Below are 20,035 nucleotides of genomic sequence, written 5' to 3' on the forward strand. Positions count from 1 at the left end.
CACACCAGGGCTATCAGGCATTCCGGGACACTTCACCCTGACGAGCCGAAGTCAGTAAATGCCTCGGCCGGGGTCCTCCAACCAAGTGTCTTGCGGGGTCTGGTGTTCAGCGCGTGAGCAACGGCTTCGATTTCTTCGGCGGACCAGCGCGAGAGGTCGGTGCCCTTCGGGAAGTACTGGCGCAGGAGTCCGTTGGTGTTCTCGTTCGTGCCTCGCTGCCATGGGCTGTGCGGATCGGCGAAGAACACGGGGATACCGGTCTCGACCCTGAACTGCGTGTGCGCCGACATTTCCTTGCCGCGGTCCCATGTCAGCGACCGCGTCAGCTGCTCGGGGAGCATCGACATCGTGTTGGCGAGTGCCTTCTTCATGGAGATCGCTCCGTAACCTGCCAGTGCTGGGCCGTTCTTCGTTCGAGGGATCGTGCCGTATCCCTCTTCGCGGGGCAGATGAACCAGCATTGTGAACCGGGTCGACCGCTCGACAACGGTGCCGATCGCGGAACGCTCCAGCCCGATGATCAAATCCCCTTCCCAGTGGCCGGGGACAGCGCGGTCATCGGCCTCGGCGGGCCTCTCGCTGATCAACGCTTCTGGCGTGACGTGCGCCCAGGTCTTCCGCCGTGAACACGCCCGCGGCGCACGCAGAGCGCGACCGGTCCGAAGACATAGGATGAGCTCGCGTTTCAGCGCCCCGCGACCCTGAATGTAGAGAATGTAGAGGGCTTGGTAGATCGCCTCGTGACTGATGCGCATGGATTCATCATCCGGGAAATCAAGCTTGATCCGGTTCGCGATCTGCTCCGGACTCCATGCCTGAACCCACGCACGATCCTTGCGATGCGGCTTGTTCCGCCCCGACCACGAGCCCGTCACCGGCCCCGCGATCGGCATGCCGCCAGATGCGGTGATCTGGCCGGACAGCCTCTCCTGGACGTAGGCGTGCAACCTCGGGTTGGTGACCAACTTCGCTGTCTTCGGACGCCGAGCCGCCCTATCTGCTTTCCACTGCGCCACCGACGCCCGGTAGCCGAGCTTCCCACTTCTTGTGGCGGCGTTGCGTCGCAGCTCTCGGGAGATCGTGCCTGGATTACGACCGACGTCTCGAGCGATCTCGCGTACTCCCTTGCCCTGGGCCCTGAGCAACGCGATCTCCTCTCGCTCGGAAAACGACAGGAACCTGCCCGAGAGCGGCTTCGAATCGAACGGTCGCATGCCGCCACACTGGCGGTACCAGCGCGTCGCGACCGCCGGCGCCACGCCGATGACGGCGGCGGCCTCCTCAGCGAGAAGGCCCTTGGCGATCTCCGTCCAGAACGCCGCTTCGACATGACGCTGATACCTCGGACGCCCTGGAGACCTCAGCTTCCGACGCAGCGCCCGGTCCGCTCCCTGTTGACGACGCACCATCCAACACCTCCATGCGTACGAGGTGTTGCGACGACCAGTTGAATCCGCCCTGCGACCCGGCATCGCTGTGGTGTATCAACTCGCCTTTCTGGTGCGGGTGTTGGTCTCGGTCGCGCTGCCACAGAGCCATCTCCAGGGCGTCCAGGACGAGGCGTGTCTCCTTCGAGGTGGCCGCGGACCAGCCGACGATGCGGCGGGAGAAGGCGTCCACGACGAAGGCGACGTAGACGACGCCGGCGAACGTGGCGACGTGGGTGAAGTCGGCGACCCAGCAGCGGTACGGGGCCGGGGCGACGAAGTCGCGGTCCACGAGGTCGGGGGCCCGCTGGGCGCTCGCGTCGGGGTTCGTGGTGATCACCTTCTTGCCGCGGACCGCACCGGTAATGCGGAGTTCGCGCATGAGGCGTTCGACGGTGCAGCGGGCCACCGTGACCTCCTGGCGGTTCAGGTGCCGCGCCCACAGGCACGCAGCGCCCGGGGCCGATCCTCCGCACCGTCGCCCGGCGCGGCGATCCGTGAAGCGTTCGACGACACCCACCTGGCCGTCCGAGCCCGTTCTTCTCCCCCGCATCGACTGGGGTCTCAAAGCCACGATCATCGCTACGACGAAGGCGACGTCGTAGCTGAGAGCGCTGGGCAGGCCCAGCTTGTGCAGCAGCTGATGGGCGATCTTCGCACCCATCTGGCCGACGCTGAGGAGTTCTCGGGTCTTCCGCTACGGGTAAAATTGAGACAAGAGGAGAAGTAGCTGGCTCGGGGTGCACATTGCCTCCGATGGTTCGGCAGGGTTTCCTTCTCCAGGAATATCAGGCTGTCCCGTATCGGGGTGCAGGTGAGAGTCAGGCCTGTCCGCACCGTACCGGTCAGTAGAGGCACGCAATGGATCCATGGCTGATCTGGTTGATCATCGCGGCCGTGTTGGCTGCGGCCGAGATCTTCACCGTTACTGCTGCGCTCGGAATGCTAAGTGTGGCCGCATTGGTCACGTCGGGGTCCGCCGCGGTCGGACTGCCACTGCCGTTTCAGTTCTTGGTGTTCACCGCCGTAGCGACAATCAGCGTGCTGTTTGTGCGCCCCCTTGCGCTGCGCCACGTTCGCCAGCCCCAAGCGGAGAGGTTCGGCGTAGACGCACTAATTGGCAGGGGTGCGTATGTCGTCTCAGAGGTGACGGGCCTGGGCGGCAGGGTCCGCATCGGCGGTGAGGAGTGGACGGCCCGCGCCTACGACGAGACGTTGGTGATTCCTCCTGGAAAGATTGTCGACGTCATGGAGATCAGCGGCGCCACCGCGATTGTCTACCCCCGGGACTGAGACCATGGAAAATACGGCGTTGTTGATTGCCGGCCTGATCGTGGCGCTGATCGCGGTTTTCACCGTGGTGCGGGCGGTCCGGATCGTGCCCCAGGCGCGTGCTCGTAATGTCGAGCGACTCGGCCGCTACCATCGGACCCTGAATCCCGGCCTCAGTCTGGTAATCCCTTACATCGACCGTGTTCGACCGGTGATCGATCTGCGCGAACAGGTCGTTTCCTTCAAGCCACAGCCTGTCATCACCGAAGACAATCTGGTTGTCGAGATCGACACCGTTCTGTATTTCCAGGTCACCGACCCACGAGCGGCTTTCTACGAGATCGCGAATTTCCTTCAGGCGGTCGAGCAGCTTACCGTCACCACCTTGCGCAATGTCGTGGGGTCCATGGACCTGGAGAAGACGCTCACCTCACGGGACACCATCAACAGCCAGCTTCGTGGTGTGTTGGACGAGGCCACCGGAAAATGGGGGCTGAGGGTCAACCGGGTGGAGATCAAGGCCATCGACCCTCCGCAGTCCATCAAGGACGCCATGCAGAAGCAGATGCGAGCCGAACGGGACAAGCGGGCCGCGATTCTCGGGGCTGAGGGGCAACGCCAGTCGCAGATCCTCACCGCCGAAGGCGACAAGCAGGCTGCTGTCCTGCGTGCTGAAGGTAACCGGACCGCTGCGATCCTCCAGGCCGAGGGCCAGTCGCGGGCCATCGACGAGGTGTTCCAGGCCGTGCATCGCAATGATCCCGACCCCAAGCTGCTCGCCTACCAGTACCTTCAGACGCTGCCCCAACTCGCGCAAGGCTCGGGCAACAACTTCTGGGTGATCCCCAGCGAGATCACCTCCGCACTCCAGGGCGTGTCCCGCGCCTTCAGCGAGGTGCTGCCCCAATCACCGGCTACCCGCGATAAGCCCTCGGACGACATGGTCGCCCAGGCCGCCAACGACAAGGCTCAGGCGGAAGAAGCCGCTGCCGCGGCCCTCGCCGACGCAGCCAAGGCCGAGGGTGCCAAGCCCGATGCACTCCCAGCTGACCCGCCTTACTGAAGGAGGGCGGCATCTCTGCCAGCGCAACTCGCGCACCGGAAGCCTCCGAGCGCCTGCCCATCTGGAATTCAGGGTGCGACGTGGATCAACGAACTCCGGGCTGGCCGAAGCCGCGGTTTCCACGCGCTGGAGAAGGACATCCGAAACTGGATCAAGACCTGGAGCGAGAACCCCCGCCCCTTCGTCTGGACCAAGAGCGCCGACGAGATCCTCGGACACCTCGCCGCATATCTTGATCGAATTCCCGGCGCAGGAGACTAGGAGAAGCCTGCCGATGCCAGCTTTCGGCTTTCTCCGGCGGAACAACGCCGCCCAGCCTCCTGGCCAGACGGTCCGGTCCTACGCCCGAGCTCGCAGGCGGTAGGCGGAGGGGGTGGTGTGCTGGTAGCGGCGGAAGACGGTGGAGAAGTACTGGGAGGAGGAGAAGCCGAGCGTGTGGGCTATTTCGGTGACGCTGACGTCCGGGTCCCGTTGCAGCCATTCCCGCGCGTAGTCGGTCTTGCGGCGCAGCAGGTAGTCCTTGGGGCTGGTTCCCGTCACGGTGCCGAATGCTTGGTAGAAGCGACTGGTGGACAGGCCCGACACGGCGGCCAGGTCGGTGGCGTCGATGGGCTCGGTCAGGTGTTCGTCGATCCAGGCCAGGGTGCGGGCGATGTCGCGGTGCATCGGGTCGGTCGGTTCTGGGGGTCCGGTCAGGGAGTGGGCCAGGCTGAGCACCGCGGTGGACAGGATGTGCTGCAGTTGTGCGTCGTGGTTCCAGTGTCGTGGGCGTGCGGCGAGTTGGAAGGCACGTTTCAGGTCGGCGGTGGCGTCCCCCGGGGCGGTTCGGATCACCGCTTCCGGAGTGGCGGCGAGCAGGGCCACGGCGCGGGCGAGCGCCTGCGATGGAGTGCCGCCGGCGCTTTGCACGATGAGCCAGGTGAGTTCACCGCGGGGCTCTGCGGTCGTGCCGGTCAGGTAGGTGCGGCCCGGGGGGAGGCTCAGGACCTGGCCGGGGCCGAGGTGGTGTGGCGTGCCGTCGACATCGAAGGTGAACGCGCCTCGGGTGGGCAGGGCCAGGACGGTCAGCGTGCGGTGGCGTTGGGGTGGCAGAGGATCGTGCGCCTGCAGGTAGCGGTAGCGGCCCAGGGCCATGAGCGGCGCCATTCCCCGACCGGCCAGATCGACGACGGTCCTCTCGTCGGTGGAGGTCAGGTTGATGACGTCCGAAGAGAGGGGAGGCATGCAGGGAATTTACGGCGGGGGAAAGCAAACGCCAACCCTTCACACCTCGCCGTAGCTTCGCGGCATGAACATCAGCACCGAAGCAACACGCACACAGACCTTTCGCGCCGACGGCTTCGCCCGCGTCGGGCCGCTGCTGTCCGCGACGGAGGTCGCGGCTTATCGCGGGGTGTACGACCGTTTTCTGAGCGGTGAGATCGATTGCGGGGACAAGCGCTCCGACCTGGGCGCCGGTAGCGGGCGCCCGGCCGGCGCGCGGGAGAACATCACGCAGATCATGTGGCCCTCCGTACTCTTCCCGTCGCTGCTTCAGATGCCCTTGCACGACCGGGCACTGGCGGCAGCGCAGGAGCTGATCGGTGACGACGTCGTCCTGGACTTCGACATGCTGATCGACAAGGCCCCGCACACCGGTGTCCCCACGCCGTGGCATCAGGACGCGGCCTACTGGGTGGGGCTGCCCGACACCCGCGCGGTCTCGATCTGGGTGGCGCTGGACGAGGCGAGCCTGGACAACGGCTGCATGTGGTACGTCCGGGGATCCCACCAGGGCCCCATTCGGCCGCACTGGCCCGCCGGAACCGGAGGCGGCGCAATCGAGTGCGACTGCTCCGAGAGCGAGCCCGGAGCCACACCGGTCCCTCTGGCCCCGGGTGAGGGGGCCGCACACGGCGGAGGCACCCTGCACTACTCCCGCGGCAACACCACCGACCACCACCGGCGGGCCTACATCCTCAACTACCGCCCCGCCGCAATGATCAAGCTGGAGCGCGAGCAGGGGATGGACCACGGCCTTCAGAACAACCAGCGCGCCGTACGCAACTCCGACGCCGGACCACTGGCGTGACTCGGCCAGAGGTGAGGCCGGAGGCGTCAAGCCGCCAGCCTCAGGTGCGGGTGTCGCGCTCCGTGTGCTGGTCGGGTGTCAATCGCCTGCGGATGTTGGGGTCTTCGAGCAGCCGGGCCGGGAAGCCGGGTCCGGACCGTACGACAACGTCCTGGTGGTGCAGCGGATCACCGCACCAGGAGCAGACGACCCGCGCCTGAGTGTCGTGGTCGCACGTGGTGTGGCGCATGACCACCGGGATGCCGCCGTCGTCAGCCTGCCAACGATCGCCCCAGGCGTTGATCGCGGCGAGTACGCCGAAGAAGTCGCTGCCCTTGTCCGTCAGAAGGTACTCGTGCCGAACCGGGTCCCTCTGGTAGACGCTCCGCCGCAGCAGGCCCGCGTCCTCCAGGCGCCGCAGCCGGTCGGTGAGGGTGTTCCTGGCGATACCGAGCGTATTGATGAAGCCGTCGAAACGTGACTCGCCGTAGTAGACCTCGCGCAGGACGAGCAGGGTCCAGCCGTCGCCCAGGACGTCCACAGTGCGGGCGATCGAGCAGGGCCAGTTGTCGAACGAGGTCCGTCTCACACCACAGACGTTATCAGTTTCATCATGGGATCCACTTGTGCTCGGCGGCTGGCCCCGGTTAGCGTCCCGTTAGTCTCATCATGCAACCAATGAGGAGAGGTCGACCTCCACACCTGCGGACGTGACCCACGGTGGCATCTGATCGGCCAGCTTTGCCGCTCGCCGTCCCGTGTCAGCGCCGCGCCGCTGGGGTCCGTCATCGCCTACTTGACGCTGCTCTGCCTCTCCCCACCTACCCCCGCACCGCACACCGGTGCACCCTGCTACGAAGGAGCGCCCCCATGCCCATGCTCGACGTCTACATCCCCGCCGGCGCGATCGCCCCGGACGCCGAACGCACCCTGATGGACGAGCTGACCTCGATCCTGCTGCGCGCCGAGGGCGCAGACCCGACGAGCGCATTCGCCCGGCAGATCTCCTGGGCGTTTCTGCACCGCCCCGAGGTCTTCGTAGCCGGCGCCATCCCCGACAAGCCGCACTACCGGGTCATCGCGGGGGTTCCCGAGGGCCAGCTCAACGGCGCAGCCAAGAAGCAGCAGCTCGTTGCCGAGGTCACCGACGCCATCGTGCGCGCGGAGGGGGCGAACGACGAGCAGGCCAGGGATCGGGTCTGGGTGTTCCCGCTCGAGATCCCCGAGGGCCACTGGGGTTCCTTCGGCGGCATCCAGAGCCTGGCCAACATCCTGGGCGCGGCCATCGGCGACGCCGACAAGGGCCGCGGCGTCGCCCAGCACCGCATCTCCCAGAGCCGCCAGGAACGCGGCCTCCCCACCGCCTGAGCACCCGCCAGGCCTCGTGATCATCAGCTCACAGCTTCGTGTCGAGGGTGGGGCCCGGAACGGAAAACGCCGGCGGCCCAAGGGACTTCCCTGGGCCGCCTCGCGCCAGGCCAGCATCGCGGCGGCGCCTACCCCGGTCACACCCGGCAGGACATCGGCAGGGCGTCGGATTCGTCACCAACGCCTTCATGCTCGAAGACCCGGAAGAAGCACTGGGTGATGCGACACGCGCAATGAACAGACCACCCGCGCCGAGGCCGGTACCCGTCACCACGGCTGACCAGGCAGCGAACCGGGCGACGATGTTGCCCCCCCCCAGGGCATCGACCAGATCGGAGTTCAGCCCGGCCGCGGCACTGGGGTGGATGACGGTGGCCAGGAGGACCAGTGCGCCCAGAATCATCACCATGAAGCCTGGGGCGCAGGCGGCAGCCGGTAAGACAGCAGGCCTCTTCCGCTGTTGCGCCGCGCCGGGCAGACCGATGCCGACGGAGCGGGAGCGTTCCTTCTCGGCGTTCAGCGCACGTTCGGTGATCGCCAGAGCCTCCGCCACGACGGCTTCCTCGCGCTCATGACGGTAGGGCTGCCCTTCCAACGCCGCCATGGCGTCCTGCACGCCCAGCAGTTCCCTGAGCAGCGCGCGGATCGTGTCCTGCTCCCACCGGCGCCCCTGGCGCTCTTCGGCAAGTCGCCCGGTCAGCTCGCCGATGCGGGACCGGGCTTCGGCAAGCACCGCAGCCGCCCCCGCACCGCCTGATCCTTCTCGGCCCCAGCCCGGGTGATGTCGTGCGCGCGCTGGTTCTTCCCTTGGACGTAGCGTGTTTCGAGATCGGCCAGTGCAATGGCTACTTCCTCGCACCGGGCCTGCGTGGCAGCGACCTCGTCGGCGCGCCGACATTCTGCATGCCGGTCGGGGTGAGCCGCGGCGAGCGCTTCCATGTAGAGCGCCCGGGTCCTCTCGCGCACCTCATCGGTAGCGGCGGGGCCGCACGCGGCCAGGATCCTGTCGACGAACTCCCGGCCGGGCATGCGGGTCTGGTTGCCCCTGCATTGACGCCCCCGTTTCTGCCAGCAGCCATCAGCATGCATGCGCGGCGGATCTCTGCGCATTGCCGGTGCCCGGCAATCTTCGGCTCTGGATCCAGCGGGTCCAGGCGCCAATGAACCTTTTAGGCGTACGGCTCCCGCGCGAACCGCGCCTACCTGCGCAAGCGCGACATCCGCTGCACGATCCCGGAGAAGCGCGACCAGATCGCCAACCGCAAGAAGCGCGGTTCCCAGGGTGGTCGGCCGCCAAAGTTCGACGCCGCGGATTACAAAGAGCGCCATGCGGTGGAGTGCGGCATCAATCGCCTCAAGCGCCACCGAGCAGTGGCAACGAGGTACGACAGGCTCGCCGTCCGCTACGAGGCGACCGTGCTGGTCGCGGCCATCAATGAATGGCTGTGACCTGCACGGTGGCGGGGACCTCGCGAGGCTGGGACGAGCTCAGGGCTGGTGACACATCACTCGATTCCGAGGGGTCCGATGCCCAGGTCCTCACGCATGAGGCGGCGCATCTGCGCCATAGCCTTGCGTCGCCGCTCTATCAGGGGCGCGTCGTCGGCGGAGCCGACAGCCACTCCACGGGCATAGGCGTCGCGGATCGCGCGCAGGCGGTGGAACGCCTCGTTCCCCGCCTCCACGACCTGCGGGGGGCCCACGAGCCAGAGGCGTTCGCTCGCCGTGTAGATGCCGGTGCCGCGCACGGCTTCCCGCACCGCCGCGTCGCGTGCCGACTCGGACATGTGGTCGCCCAGGGCGACGGCCCGTATCTCCTCACCCGCGGCTTTGAGGGCGGAAACATACTCCGTGTAGACCTCGCGCCGTACTTCCAGAGCGTGCCTTGCTTCCTCCCGCCGCCACCGGTTGCGATCGGCGATCAGAGTGGCTGCGATGCCGATGACGGCACCGGTCAGTGTGGAGAGCAGGGGCGTCCAGTCCATGTGTCGCAGCTTGTCGAAACCGGTGCCCTGGCACCAGTGCTTTCGCTATGAGAGCTTCGACCTGGTCCTCGCCCTCGCCCGCCGTGCCAGCCGAGGCAAACGGCCCACCGACCTGGCGCTGCTCCTGTTCGCCGACGGGCACCCGGTGCCGGAGACGACGGTGCGGGCCGCCTTCCGCACCGCGGTTGACTCCGTCGCCCTGCCTGGCGAGGACGACAGCCTGGGCGATGATGTGGAGCTGGAAGAGCACGTGGACCATGTCGCGAACCGCCTTGCCGAAGTCGGGCAGACCTTCGTCCTCGTTCCCGCCCGAGCCAGGCGTATCGACGAGCGCATCGCCCGCATCCTGGGCGAACTCCCCGAAGAACTGGCCGAGCTGGACAAGAACACCGAGCCCACGCCGATGACTCCGTCCGACGCGTCGCTGGCCGCCGTGACCACCGTCCTTGGCGGCACCATGTCCGTGCAGGAGATCGGGGACCTGCTGCGCGGGATGAACCCGTCCACAGCGGCTCATCCGTTCGCCTCGCTCGTCGAGACCACCCAACAGGACGCTCATCCCGCCGACACCGGCAGTGGCGAAGACGGACGCATAGACGCCAATGTTGTCGCCGCCGTTGGCAAAGGTGACCGCGGCGACCTCCAGTGGGCCCGGCCCACCCTCCCTGGTCTCTTCGGCACTGCCGTCGCGGTGGTCCTTCCACGCCTGCCAGGCGGCCTTGATGTGGCTGAGTACGGTAGAGGGCCCTTGAGCATTCCGATCGGCCCCTGTGCACGGTGGTTGGCCCCGCGTGAGTGAGCCGTGACACGCTAGTTGGAACCTGGTCACAAGAGTTGGAACCAGTGCGGCCGGCGCCGACTAGGCTCACCCCCGTGTCCGATCCAACCCCTGACCCTCGCATGCAGTCCTTGATCAACCAGCTCCGGCCGGGGACCGTCAGAACGGTGAGGGTCACCGGGTTCGACGGAGCGGACGTCTTGGTGCAGCTCGTAGATGCCGAAGGTGAGAAAGCCGAGATCGCTCGGATTCCTCGACAGGAGGCGTCGATACGTCGGATGGACCATCCATCCGAGCTGTTTGAGGTCGGCCAGGAGATCAACGCCGAAGAGATCGGGCGTTGGCGCGAAGGTCAGTTTCACCTCTCCGCCAGGGCATGCGAGATTCCGGCCTTGCGGTCCTTCCTCCTCGCGTTTGAACGAGGGCAGGTCGTTTCCGGGACGGTCTCGGAGGTTCACAACTTCGGGGTCTTCGTTCACGTCGATGGCGAACCGGACGGCCTCTGCACCGGCTTTATCCGGGTGCCGGACCTGACATGGGGCTGGATCAACCACCCTTCCGAAGCAGTCGAAGCAGGCCAGCGGATCTCCGCTGAGGTGATCATTGCCGAGACTCGAACCGGACAGGTCACGCTCTCGCTGAAGACTCTGCAGGATGATCCACTCATTCGGTTTGCGGATCAGGTCGGCCGGGTTCTCACCGGACCGATCACCAAGATCGTTCCTTTTGGTGTATTCGTGCAGCTTGCTCCCGACGTTGTGGGGTTCCTTCACCTCTCAGAGGTGGCCGACGAGCCGGTCAAGACCCCTGACAAGCTCGTCGACGAGGGCGAGCTGATCACGGTGGAGGTCACCGAGGTCGACCTCCAGCGTCATCGGGTGCGGCTGAGCGCCGTCGGTGGAGCGGACAGAACCTAGCGAACTGGTGCCAAGAAGCCTGTCAACTCGCGGTTGGTTGCAAGAAACGTGACCACTTGGTGCCAACAAGCGTGTCCCACTGTCCAGAAGCCACCAGCTCGCCGGGCCTCGCTGGTTCCAACTAACGTGTCCAGGCTCAGTGAGCGGCTGGATCATCCGGCGAGTGGCTTCCGATGGGCCGCCGGGCCCGTCATGATCAAGCTCCGGGGGTTCAACGGTGGGGGTGTGGTGTGAAGGACTGGCGGACGGATCCGACGTTCGCGATGTGCCAGCAAGTGGCGGACGGGGCGGACCTGGCCTTGTTCTCGGGCGGCCCGTTCGACGTGCGAGCGGTGGTGGCCGGCATCCTGTCCGAACCCCGACAGAGCTTGGACCTCGATGCCGTCCCGTGGGGCAACTTCCCCCATGGGCACGACGTCCGAAAGGCCGTTCACCTCCTGCGCGCTGACGGCGAACCCGGCGTGGACGCGACGGGTGTGCTGTGGGGCCTGTGCGCCAACGACAGCCGGGCCGCTGCCGCCCTCGCCGTGCCGTTCCTCATCCCCCTGGCCATCAACGCCCACCACCCACACCGCGCCGCCGTCCTCGCCGTACTCTCCGGCCCCGCCCGTGCCCGGCACCACGGCATCGCCTCCCGCGAGGAACTCCTCCTCCATCGCAACGATCCCCAGCGCGACGCCCCCGACACCCACGACGACTACGGCTACGAGGTGACCGGCTACCCGGCCGGCTGGTCGGTGGCCGCCGCCCGAGCCGCGATCACCACAGACACCCCCGCACTCCTGCCCCTCCTCGGAGACTCCGACCCCACCGTCCGCGTCGATGGCGCATACGTCCTGGCGACCGCCGTCCACCCCGACCACATCATCCGGACCGCCTTGGCCAACGGATTCGCCGCCGAAGGTGACGCCCTGGTCCGCGCCGCCCTACTCCTGGCCACCGCCGAGATCACCCGGGCCCACCCGCACCCGCCGACCGGCACGTGGCTGCGCGAACGGTGGCACGACCGGACGGAGGCCCCCGAAGCCCGCCTAGCGGCGGCGGTCGGCTGGCTCTGCCTCACCGACCAATCCGCACCCGAGGAGCTCCGCCGGACCGTCGACGCCCTCGCCGACGACGAGCACGCACACGCCATGGAGGCCCTGCCGTGGATGAACGCCGCCTCCGGCACCAACGAACCAGGACTCCTGCGCTGTAGACGCTACATGCTCCACCCAGAAGAACCCGACCCGGAAGCGGTCTTCTGGGACTCCCTGTTCTGAGCAACCGGGCTGTGGTTGTGCATCGGAGTTGTCCAGCGGGGCCAACTGCGGTGCTCGGTCACACTTGAGACCCAGGGCGAGCGGCAGCAGGCCAAGGTAGGGGATGGCGGACTCGGGCAGGAACATGGCGCCAAACGCGGCGGCCACCGCCACGGCGAGGATCGAGGCGAACCCCAGGTACTGGCCCAGCACGATCCGCCGGGCGGACCCGGGATGGCCGGCACCCTGGGTGAAGAACAGCACCAGGTGACGGCGAACAGGCCGGCCGCCTGCCCGATGATGCCAGGTCCACGAGTAGCCGCTCTCCGCCGATGCGGTTGTCCCGGCGGCGCAACCGGGAGCCCGTACCGCCGGTGGTCGAGGGGTCAAGGCTCGGTGCTCCATTCTCGTGAACATCGAACACGACGCACGCCGGATGCACGATGCCACCGCAGTACGCACCGCGGGCACCGAGGAGCAGTTGCGGCTGCACCCGAACGTGAGAGCCGAAGTCGATTCCGGCTATGCCGGTCTGGCCCGCGACTTCCCCGGCCAGGTCAGCGCCCCGCCGAAGAAACCGGCAGCGGACGCCGGGCCGTCCGAGCGCAACTTCTACGACTATGCGCGCCGCCGCCAATCCCAACGGCGGATCCATGGTCGAGCACGCCAACGCAGAGGTCTAGCAGTGGCGGGCGCTGCGACGCTGGACCGGCGAGCGCGCCGACCTGCCCTAGGTAATCGCCGCGATCGGCGCCCTGGTCTCCGACCGCAGCGCCAAGCGTCCGACTCGCAGCAGGCCAAGCATGGAACTCGACCTCGTCCGCGCGACGGCCTGCTGATACACCCTGAGCCGAACCGCTAGGCCAGCACATCCCAAGCCCTATCGTGCGGCTACTCGTTCGACCTCGTGAAGGCGAGCGGCTGTGGTGGGGCCAGTACGTACCGCTGCTGCACGTCGTCTGCGTGAGCGGACTCCCCCTGACGGCGGCCGCCGACAAGCTCGGCCACGAAGACCTCAGCGACGTCGGCATCCTCCAGCTCGCCGGCGTCCTCGCCCCCGTCGTCCTCCTCGCCGACGACCGCGACCTGATCCGCCACGGCGTGGCCGCCCGGGACTGGCCCGCCCTGCGGGCCCTGCCGGGAAAATCGGCGCGGCCGAGCAGGCCGTACAGGGCAGCACCGCGGTGATGGAGGTGTCCGGCCGCTCCCTGATCGGGACGGCACGCCTGGCACGCGCCCACCCTCTGGCCGCCGGCGCACTGGCGGCCGCCGGCATCTACGCGTACAGCAATCGCGCCCGACTCCCGCAGGCCCGCGCGACGCTCTCCCGGATCGGCCTGGACGTCGTGCAGCTTCTTGCCGAACCGTTCGCCCGGCACGAGCTGCACAAGGGGACCGTCGGGCGGAGGAGGCAGGCTGGGTAAGGTCATGGGCACCCTCGGCGTCCTCGGCGACGTCTACATGATCTGGGATGCCGCGCGATCGTGGCAGCGGGGCTGCGACAGCTGGATCGTCTCGTGCGACCCGCCGCCGATGGCGTGAGAACGCGCGGAAGAAGCTGAGGAAAAGGACTATGTCGAAAGAGCGATTGACCGTATGTCTCCCCCGGTGCGCCCCAGAGGACGTGCCTCGAGCCATCGGTGCGGCCATGGCGCCCTACGACTACAACCGTGACGAGGGACCCGGCGTGCCCGACGTCGAGACCTGGTGGGACTACTGGAAAATCGACGGCCGGGGAGGCGAGTTCCGGGTCCTCCCCGGGCATGAGACGGATCCCCGCCTCATCCGAGGGACGGAAACCCTCACCGGACAGCCGCGCAGCGTACCGCCCTCACTCTGTGACGGCGGACCGCGCGCCCTGCTCGACCTCGAGACCCCCCGCGCGCTGGCGGCGGCCAGTGTGCGCCGGGCCTTCGAGGCCTGGCAGACGTTTTCCTCGGCGTACCCGCCCGCGCGCCCCGCGCACCAGTTCTGGGCCACGCACTTCGCCGATCCCGAGGGCTACCCGCAGGCACAGGCGATTGAGGACTTCCGCACGCAGCCGGTCATAGCGGCGCTCATGGACCAATCGGAACTGGAGGACCTCATCGGCGGCGACCCAGCTGCTCGCTTCAGCTATAGCCTCGACTACCTGATCCGCGACGCCACAGACAGCGCGCTTGCCACGCAGGCCTTGCTGACCCTGGACGGACAATGGCTCACCATCGTCGGCAGCGAGCTCAATCGCTATTTCAACGACTACCTCGACGAGCTTCCGGCCGACGCGTTGGTCGTTCGTGTGAAGTATCACGGCTGAGACGGCTGGATCTGCAGATGCCGCCGCACCTGCCTGGCGTATCCGCGTCGTCGCGCCTTGCCTTCTCGGCGCGTTCGCGCGATGCCTGGTCGGCGCGTAGGCGCGCGGCGCGTTCCTGCTCGGCGCGCTCGGCGCAGGGCGGGCACCACCGCGGCCCGCGCCACGTGTTCGCCGCCCGTGCGGCAGCGATCTCCTCGTCCGTCGCTGTCACCGTCCGGCAGTCCCGGCCGGGGCACGCGCGCGACCACAGCGTGTACCGCTCTGCCTCGAACTGCCGTTGGATCACCCCGTGCAGCCAGCAGGGCTCGCACCTCCCGTTCCGGCGCTGCCGGTGGGGAGCGAGCGAGACCCGGCCGCACCGCCAACAGGTCCGCGACTGGAGCTCCAGGCGCTCCTGCTGCTCGGCCGCCGCGCACTCCTGGCACACCCGGTACACCACGTGGCGGCAGACCGTGTTGCAGTTCGGGCAGGTACGGCGGCCCTGCATCGCCGCCGCCTGCATAGCCGCCGCCTGCTTCGCCGACAACGCCCGCATCGGCACGGCCTGGGCCGGGACGTAGAGCGGGAACTCGCCCCACCCGTGCCCGCGCCGGTACACCCGCAGCAGCGCCACCGGCTTCTGACCGGCAGCCGGCTTGAGACGTTGGGCCTTCAACTCTGTCGTCCTCCGGAGGTGCTGCAGGTGCTCCGGCACTTCTTTGCGCCCGCACACCAGCGGGCTGTCTTCTACCAAGCGCGTGTCAGCGGTCCGGGTATCCGCCATGTCACTTCCCCCTCCCCGCCGGCCGTGGCATCGGATTGCTCGTAGCCGTCCGGCTCGTCCGCCCCTCGCTCCTCCTCCAGCGCGTCCCACGCCATCTCTTGGTACTTGTCCTCGTACGGGTCGTACGGATCGCGGGCCTCGTCTGCCAGGTCCGCCCAGTACGCCGCGTCGGCCTCGGCTTCCCATGCGGTGCGCTCGGCCGGGCTCATCGAGGCCAGCCATGCCTCCTGCCGCGCCTGACGGTCCTCGTCACTGGCCGCGTGATAGCCGCGCCAGATGTGGACGGGCAGGTGGGGATTCGGAGAGCACCAGGACCAGGTGCCGTCGAGCAACTCGTGGCCGGCGGCGCGCGCGCAACGGCCGCCGTCGATGGGATGCGCCAGGCCGGCGCAGAGCGGGACGAGTTCGGTCGAGGACCGCGGGGCCGTACGGGAGATGGAGCTCAGTTCGGCGAGGAGGTCGGGGAAGCGACGGCGCGGACCGTCGGCGCGCATGCGCCGGGCCTGCCGCTTGCGGTGGTCGTTGCCGGATTTGGTCACGGTCGTCTCCGATACATCGGGTCCCCACGCTTCCCGCCGGACGTGCGCGTGAGGGGCGCAGCCGGGCAGACAGGTGACGGACCTTCCGGGCCGAAATGCCCGGAATGCTGAGACCTGACTGGGGACTCAGCAACGGCACCCGATTCCCGCAGGGCCGGGCCGCAGCAGCGAGGCGACAGCCTGCCCACTACAAGCCCCTATGCGAAATCGTCGCCAGAGCCAACGTCGCCCGAACCCAGCCACGCGACAACAGTCACGACGCCTCAGCGACTTCCGAGGTCACCACCCGATCATCGGCCTCGACCAGGAATGGCGGCTGGCCACCCGGGCCGGTACCGAGCTGGACACGATCCAGGGCCGACTCTCATCACCCAGGAAGTACACGTTGTCGTCGTCATCGGCGTACCTGACCGCCAACCGTTCGATGACCAGCCCAGGCACAGCGCGACCCACCTGCTTGAAGACTTGATCGACCGGCCCGACGGTCAGATCACCGGACCCCCGATCGGGTGCCACTTGCTGTAAAAGTCGCGGACTGTACGGCCCTGCCTGCGGCCGGAATACGGGACGATCGACACCATCACCACATGCGAAGCCACGCCATCCCTCGCACGCAGCGCCGGCCAAACTGCGTCAACGGCGGCATCGTGGGGCCGCCCGGCCGCCAAGTTGGTCAGGCAGCCGGATTTGGGCTCATGGGGCCTTCGCGGCGGCCGCGCCGGCACCGCCCGCCGCAGCGACGCGCGGCAGGGCCTGCCCGGCGAAGCGCACCGCGGCGCCCAGCATCCCCATCAGCCCCTCGTACACCCCGAGGGCGGCCATGGCCTCCGCGCCCACGATGACCAGCGGGATAGCCACCGCGGCAGCGGCGGTGATGCTGGCCTCGTACTGGGAGCCGGGTTCGTGCAGCTTCGCGCGCTCCTGCTCAGCCTTCGGTTCTTCTTTCTTGGGCAGGAACCGGTAGAGGATGGCTCCTGGCACGGGGCACCCCCAGATGAGTACGCCGCTCTTGCCCTGGTTGGTGAACGGCAGCGCCAAGGTCGTTCCCGGGTTGTACGGGCTGCCCGGCCTGAAGACGGACTGCTTGAGGATGCCGTCCATCAGGGTGATGTAGTCACGCATCTCGGCGACGGCGAGTGCCTGCGACGTGAAGGGTTTGATCTCGTAGATCTGCAGCCGTGTCAGGTCGACGATGTCGGGGCGCATGTTGAGATTCATCAGCAGGTCCTTCGTGCTTCCACGCGCTTTGAACCGGTTCGCCAGACGGGCCGCGTAGGCCGCGATGGGCAAGTCGTAGAAGGACGTCGGATTCAGCTTGACGTAGACGCCGCCGATCAGGCTGTGCGCGAGGTTGCCGGCCTCGAGCTGCGGCGGGATTACCCCTGCGCCCGCGAGCATGCAGCCGACGTCTTCGGCCACGTCCTCCTTCGTCTGGGCCTTCTTCTCGCCGGTACTGTCGGGAACCAGGCCAAGTTGCAGGCGTACGAAGGCCAACGCGGCCGCGGCATCGACGCCGGCGGCCTGCATCATCGCGACAACGGTCATGGTCTTGGTGCCGAGCGGGTCGATCGATACCTGCTGGTAACGGTGCCGCAGCGCGTCAAGCACGCGCCGCAGGCTGGCCCCGGACATCGCCTCGACGGCAGCATTGTAGAAGTCGACGACCGCTGACGCGTCCAGGCTGGCCATCCGGCCACGGATGCCGGCGTCGTCGAAGCCGTTGACCGTGATGGCGGCCGCCTTGTAGTCGCGTGCAGCCAGCGCCTCCTCGTAGTCCACGGACAGCACCGCTCCGCGTACGCGGTGCGCCCACTCGGGGATCGCGGCGTGCAGCCGGTCTCGGTCGGGCTTCGGCAGGCGGTCTGCAGCCACCCGCGCGGTCAGGTCGGAATCGCTCATGTCGTTGAGGATGGTGGCGACGTCCCCCCACCGGCCCTCACTCTTCGCGGCGGTGAGTTCGGAATCCAGCTGCTCGATCGTCTTCCTGGGAAGCTGCTGACGCTGCATCCACAGCGCCGCGGTCTGATTCCCGGCCCCACGGTGGGCGTCCGTCTGCTGAGTGACGTGGGTCAGCTCGTGAGCCAGCAGGCGCCGGCCATCGTGCGTGGCCGGCGAGAACGCGCCCGTGCTGAACGCGATGTGCCTCCCAACTGTGTACGCGAGGGCTTGAACGCTGCGGGCCGACCGAGCTGCCGGGGCATCGGTGTGAACGCGCACCCCCGAAAAGTCGCGTCCGAAACGCAGTTCCATGAACGCTCGCGTATCAGGGTCCAGCGGATGTCCCGGCGAGCGCATGACGTCCTCCACCTCTGCGGGCAGGGCGGACGCCCCTGCGGGGACCGGCGTCGTCCGCAGCACCCCGGCCTCGCGGCCTTGAGGTTGCGGCGGCGACACGGATGAGTCCATGCCGAGCACGCGCTCCGCCACCCGGTCGGCTTCCTGCTCGAAGGCGTCACCCGAGGAGCCCGCAACGAGTCGGGGCTGCAGTCGCGCCGCTGTGAACGCGCGCACCGAGGTACGTGTGAAGTCTTGGGAGCGGACCGGGTACGGAGCGTCGTACGTCCCGGGGGCTCCCTTTGTGGGCCGGGCCACCACTTCGGCCGACCCGGCCGACCTGGACGATGCAGCCTGAGCGCGGTTCACCGAACGTGGGTTGTGCCGCCTCTCCGGTTGTGGAGCCGCGCGCGGGCTGGCGTGGGTTCTGGACACGGTGCATCCCCAAGAAGTGTTAACGCTGCGCTCGGCGTCCGGCATCAGCCCTTCGATGATGGCGCCCCATTTGTCAGACCAGATCACGCCAATCCAAACCATTCGCCCGCACGGCGGCAACCTGAATGCGGCCGCCTAGGGCACCACGGCTGGGGTGTTGGCCCGGATGGGGGAAGGCGGAGCGATCCGGCGGGGGCGGGAGACAGTTCGCCGGGGCGGTCACAGCAGGAGGCTGACAACGGCCCGGGGGAGGGCTTGCGCGCTTTCGCGAGGGGCGGCGGCAGCGACCGGTCCTTGGGCGCAGTAACGCAGGAACGCCTCCTGGAAGCACGCCCCGACCAGCAACGACGCGTCCGGGTCGGCGCCGGGTGGATCAAGGGCTGGCTCGGACATGGAGGTGAGCCTCATCGGCGCCGGCCGCAACTGGTTCCAACTCTCATGACCAGGGTCCAACTAGCGTGTCACGGCTGACTTGTGCGCATCACCGGCTGTCCGGACCGATGCCATTTATTCCGCCTATGTGCCAACTAAAATGCCTGGTCACATCAATCACGCGCTTTTCGTGGCCACGGCGAATCCCCTGGAGCACCGGCTCCTGTTCGAGAGATTTCTGAGTGAGCGGCGGACGTCGCTGCCGGACATCGACCTGGATGTGGAGTCGGAGCGGCGGCTGGAGGTGTACGACGCGATCATCGAGCGGTTCGGGCGGGAGCGGACCGCGGTCACCGGCATGCCCGAGACCTACCGGGCCCGGCACGCTTTGCGCGACACCGGCCTGGCTCTGGGGATTCCGCCGCAGGTGATCGGTGAGGTCGCCAAGAGCTTCCCGCACATCCGTGCCCGCGACATCCGCGGCGCCCTCGCGGAGTTGCCGGAGCTCCGGCAACTCGCCGGTCGTGCAGCACAGTTCGGGCCGTTGTGGGAGCTCGCCGAGGGGCTGGACGCGCTGCCCCGCGGATACGCTATGCACCTCTGTGGGGTGATCATCTCGAACGCGTCGCTGCTGGACCGTGTCCCGGTGCAGCCGACTCCGGCCGGATATTTGATGTTGCAGGCTGACAAGGAGGATGTCGAAGATCTCGGGCTGCTGAAGCTCGATGTGCTGGGTGTGCGGATGCAGAGCTCGATGGCCCACGCGGTCGCCGAGATCCACCGGGCCACCGGGCGGGTCCTCGACCTGGACAACCCCGATCACGTCAACCTCGACGACCCGCTGGCCTTCAAGCTCATCCAAGCGAGCGACACGGTGGGACTATTCCAGCTAGAAAGTCCTGGTCAGCAGGATCTGGTGGGCAGACTCCAGCCCCGTCACATGCAGGATGTTGTCGCGGACATCTCGCTTTTTCGTCCCGGTCCGGTCAAGGGGGGCATGCCGGCGCGAGTCGCGGCACTACTGAGGTTTGATGCGTGATGTCGCTGGGTCGACGTCTTGAACTGCGAAGACGAGGGCCCGCCCTGCGGCATCATGCGAAGATCACCAGTAACACCCCGATGTCCCCAACCGTGACCAAGATCGTAAATCGCGGAAGAGCCCGTCATCCAGGTGCCCCCTCCCGACCGCCCCGGTAGCGTGCGCCGGCATGTCATCGGAACTGGAACGCCCCCCGCGCCAAGCGGACGAACGCAC

The 20,035-nt window shown here is 67.7% G+C and carries 21 protein-coding genes and 2 pseudogenes; 13 read left to right on the forward strand and 10 right to left on the reverse strand.

Annotated elements, in window-relative coordinates; translation table 11 throughout:
* Positions 1–32: 32 nt before the first annotated feature.
* Positions 33–1,376: an IS30 family transposase gene (locus ACZ4N5_RS39535; RefSeq protein ID WP_467761828.1), complete on the reverse strand. Its 1,344-nt coding sequence runs from the start codon at positions 1,374–1,376 to the stop codon at positions 33–35.
* On the reverse strand, positions 1,282–2,091 hold the full coding sequence (locus ACZ4N5_RS39540) for a DDE-type integrase/transposase/recombinase (protein ID WP_467761808.1): 810 nt from the start codon (positions 2,089–2,091) through the stop codon (positions 1,282–1,284). Before ACZ4N5_RS39540 ends, ACZ4N5_RS39535 begins: the two co-directional genes overlap by 95 nt.
* Positions 2,092–2,288: 197 nt before the next feature.
* On the opposite strand from ACZ4N5_RS39540, the gene ACZ4N5_RS39545 reads away from it, so the two are divergent.
* A complete protein-coding gene (locus tag ACZ4N5_RS39545; protein WP_467761809.1) occupies positions 2,289–2,720 on the forward strand; it encodes an NfeD family protein in 432 nt (143 codons plus the stop codon).
* A 4-nt stretch (positions 2,721–2,724) separates the two neighbouring features.
* Complete coding sequence (locus ACZ4N5_RS39550; protein ID WP_467761810.1) at positions 2,725–3,762, forward strand: SPFH domain-containing protein; 1,038 nt, start codon at positions 2,725–2,727, stop codon at positions 3,760–3,762.
* A gap of 339 nt (positions 3,763–4,101) precedes the next feature.
* Here the strand turns inward: ACZ4N5_RS39550 and ACZ4N5_RS39555 are convergent, their stop codons facing one another.
* Complete coding sequence (locus ACZ4N5_RS39555) at positions 4,102–4,986, reverse strand: helix-turn-helix transcriptional regulator (RefSeq protein ID WP_467761811.1); 885 nt, start codon at positions 4,984–4,986, stop codon at positions 4,102–4,104.
* Between the two features lie 64 nt (positions 4,987–5,050).
* Between ACZ4N5_RS39555 and ACZ4N5_RS39560 the strand changes: the two genes are divergently transcribed.
* On the forward strand, positions 5,051–5,833 hold the full coding sequence (locus ACZ4N5_RS39560) for a phytanoyl-CoA dioxygenase family protein (RefSeq protein ID WP_467761812.1): 783 nt from the start codon (positions 5,051–5,053) through the stop codon (positions 5,831–5,833).
* A 40-nt stretch (positions 5,834–5,873) separates the two neighbouring features.
* On the opposite strand, the gene ACZ4N5_RS39565 is transcribed toward ACZ4N5_RS39560, so the two are convergent.
* Positions 5,874–6,401 carry a winged helix-turn-helix transcriptional regulator gene (locus tag ACZ4N5_RS39565; protein ID WP_467761813.1) on the reverse strand — a complete coding sequence of 176 codons (528 nt, stop codon included), beginning with the start codon at positions 6,399–6,401 and terminating at the stop codon, positions 5,874–5,876.
* 281 nt (positions 6,402–6,682) lie between these two features.
* On the opposite strand from ACZ4N5_RS39565, the gene ACZ4N5_RS39570 reads away from it, so the two are divergent.
* On the forward strand, positions 6,683–7,180 hold the full coding sequence (locus ACZ4N5_RS39570; protein WP_467761814.1) for a tautomerase family protein: 498 nt from the start codon (positions 6,683–6,685) through the stop codon (positions 7,178–7,180).
* A gap of 28 nt (positions 7,181–7,208) precedes the next feature.
* Here ACZ4N5_RS39570 and ACZ4N5_RS39575 read toward each other — a convergent pair whose 3' ends face one another.
* Complete coding sequence (locus ACZ4N5_RS39575) at positions 7,209–7,913, reverse strand: hypothetical protein (protein WP_467761815.1); 705 nt, start codon at positions 7,911–7,913, stop codon at positions 7,209–7,211.
* On the reverse strand, positions 7,877–8,209 hold the full coding sequence (locus ACZ4N5_RS39580) for a hypothetical protein (protein WP_467761816.1): 333 nt from the start codon (positions 8,207–8,209) through the stop codon (positions 7,877–7,879). Before ACZ4N5_RS39580 ends, ACZ4N5_RS39575 begins: the two co-directional genes overlap by 37 nt.
* A 144-nt stretch (positions 8,210–8,353) precedes the next feature.
* Here ACZ4N5_RS39580 and ACZ4N5_RS39585 point away from each other — a divergent pair.
* Positions 8,354–8,629 (forward strand): annotated as a pseudogene (locus ACZ4N5_RS39585) (IS5 family transposase); the annotation flags it as partial.
* Between the two features lie 56 nt (positions 8,630–8,685).
* Here ACZ4N5_RS39585 and ACZ4N5_RS39590 read toward each other — a convergent pair.
* Complete coding sequence (locus ACZ4N5_RS39590; RefSeq protein WP_386341258.1) at positions 8,686–9,165, reverse strand: hypothetical protein; 480 nt, start codon at positions 9,163–9,165, stop codon at positions 8,686–8,688.
* A gap of 10 nt (positions 9,166–9,175) precedes the next feature.
* Between ACZ4N5_RS39590 and ACZ4N5_RS39595 the strand changes: the two genes are divergently transcribed.
* The 7 genes from ACZ4N5_RS39595 to ACZ4N5_RS39625 all read left to right on the forward strand — a co-directional run bounded on the left by ACZ4N5_RS39595 (position 9,176) and on the right by ACZ4N5_RS39625 (position 14,957).
* Positions 9,176–9,964, forward strand: a complete 789-nt coding sequence (locus ACZ4N5_RS39595) for a hypothetical protein (RefSeq protein ID WP_467761817.1) — start codon at positions 9,176–9,178, stop codon at positions 9,962–9,964.
* Positions 9,965–10,065: 101 nt separating this feature from the next.
* Positions 10,066–10,860 carry a S1 RNA-binding domain-containing protein gene (locus ACZ4N5_RS39600; RefSeq protein ID WP_467761829.1) on the forward strand — a complete coding sequence of 265 codons (795 nt, stop codon included), beginning with the start codon at positions 10,066–10,068 and terminating at the stop codon, positions 10,858–10,860.
* 230 nt (positions 10,861–11,090) lie between these two features.
* Positions 11,091–12,122, forward strand: a complete 1,032-nt coding sequence (locus ACZ4N5_RS39605; RefSeq protein ID WP_467761818.1) for a hypothetical protein — start codon at positions 11,091–11,093, stop codon at positions 12,120–12,122.
* Positions 12,123–12,986: 864 nt separating this feature from the next.
* Entirely contained in the window at positions 12,987–13,289 is a 303-nt protein-coding gene (locus ACZ4N5_RS39610; RefSeq protein WP_467761819.1) for a PIN domain-containing protein, read from the forward strand.
* 5 nt (positions 13,290–13,294) lie between these two features.
* Positions 13,295–13,525, forward strand: coding sequence for a hypothetical protein (locus tag ACZ4N5_RS39615; protein ID WP_467761820.1), 231 nt, complete (start codon positions 13,295–13,297; stop codon positions 13,523–13,525).
* 224 nt (positions 13,526–13,749) lie between these two features.
* Entirely contained in the window at positions 13,750–14,397 is a 648-nt protein-coding gene (locus ACZ4N5_RS39620; RefSeq protein ID WP_467761821.1) for a hypothetical protein, read from the forward strand.
* 164 nt (positions 14,398–14,561) lie between these two features.
* Positions 14,562–14,957, forward strand: coding sequence for a hypothetical protein (locus tag ACZ4N5_RS39625; protein WP_467761822.1), 396 nt, complete (start codon positions 14,562–14,564; stop codon positions 14,955–14,957).
* A gap of 166 nt (positions 14,958–15,123) precedes the next feature.
* Here the strand turns inward: ACZ4N5_RS39625 and ACZ4N5_RS39630 are convergent, their stop codons facing one another.
* The 3 genes from ACZ4N5_RS39630 to ACZ4N5_RS39640 form a co-directional block, all read right to left on the reverse strand.
* On the reverse strand, positions 15,124–15,699 hold the full coding sequence (locus ACZ4N5_RS39630; RefSeq protein WP_467761823.1) for a hypothetical protein: 576 nt from the start codon (positions 15,697–15,699) through the stop codon (positions 15,124–15,126).
* A gap of 693 nt (positions 15,700–16,392) precedes the next feature.
* Positions 16,393–18,210, reverse strand: a complete 1,818-nt coding sequence (locus ACZ4N5_RS39635) for an eCIS core domain-containing protein (RefSeq protein ID WP_467761824.1) — start codon at positions 18,208–18,210, stop codon at positions 16,393–16,395.
* A 417-nt stretch (positions 18,211–18,627) separates the two neighbouring features.
* Positions 18,628–18,801 carry a hypothetical protein gene (locus tag ACZ4N5_RS39640; protein WP_467761825.1) on the reverse strand — a complete coding sequence of 58 codons (174 nt, stop codon included), beginning with the start codon at positions 18,799–18,801 and terminating at the stop codon, positions 18,628–18,630.
* A 151-nt stretch (positions 18,802–18,952) separates the two neighbouring features.
* Between ACZ4N5_RS39640 and ACZ4N5_RS39645 the strand changes: the two are divergent.
* Positions 18,953–19,798, forward strand: a pseudogene (locus tag ACZ4N5_RS39645) (DNA polymerase III subunit alpha); the annotation flags it as partial.
* Positions 19,799–20,035 lie beyond the last annotated feature (237 nt).

This window comes from Streptomyces sp. NPDC026500, from assembly GCF_055567635.1.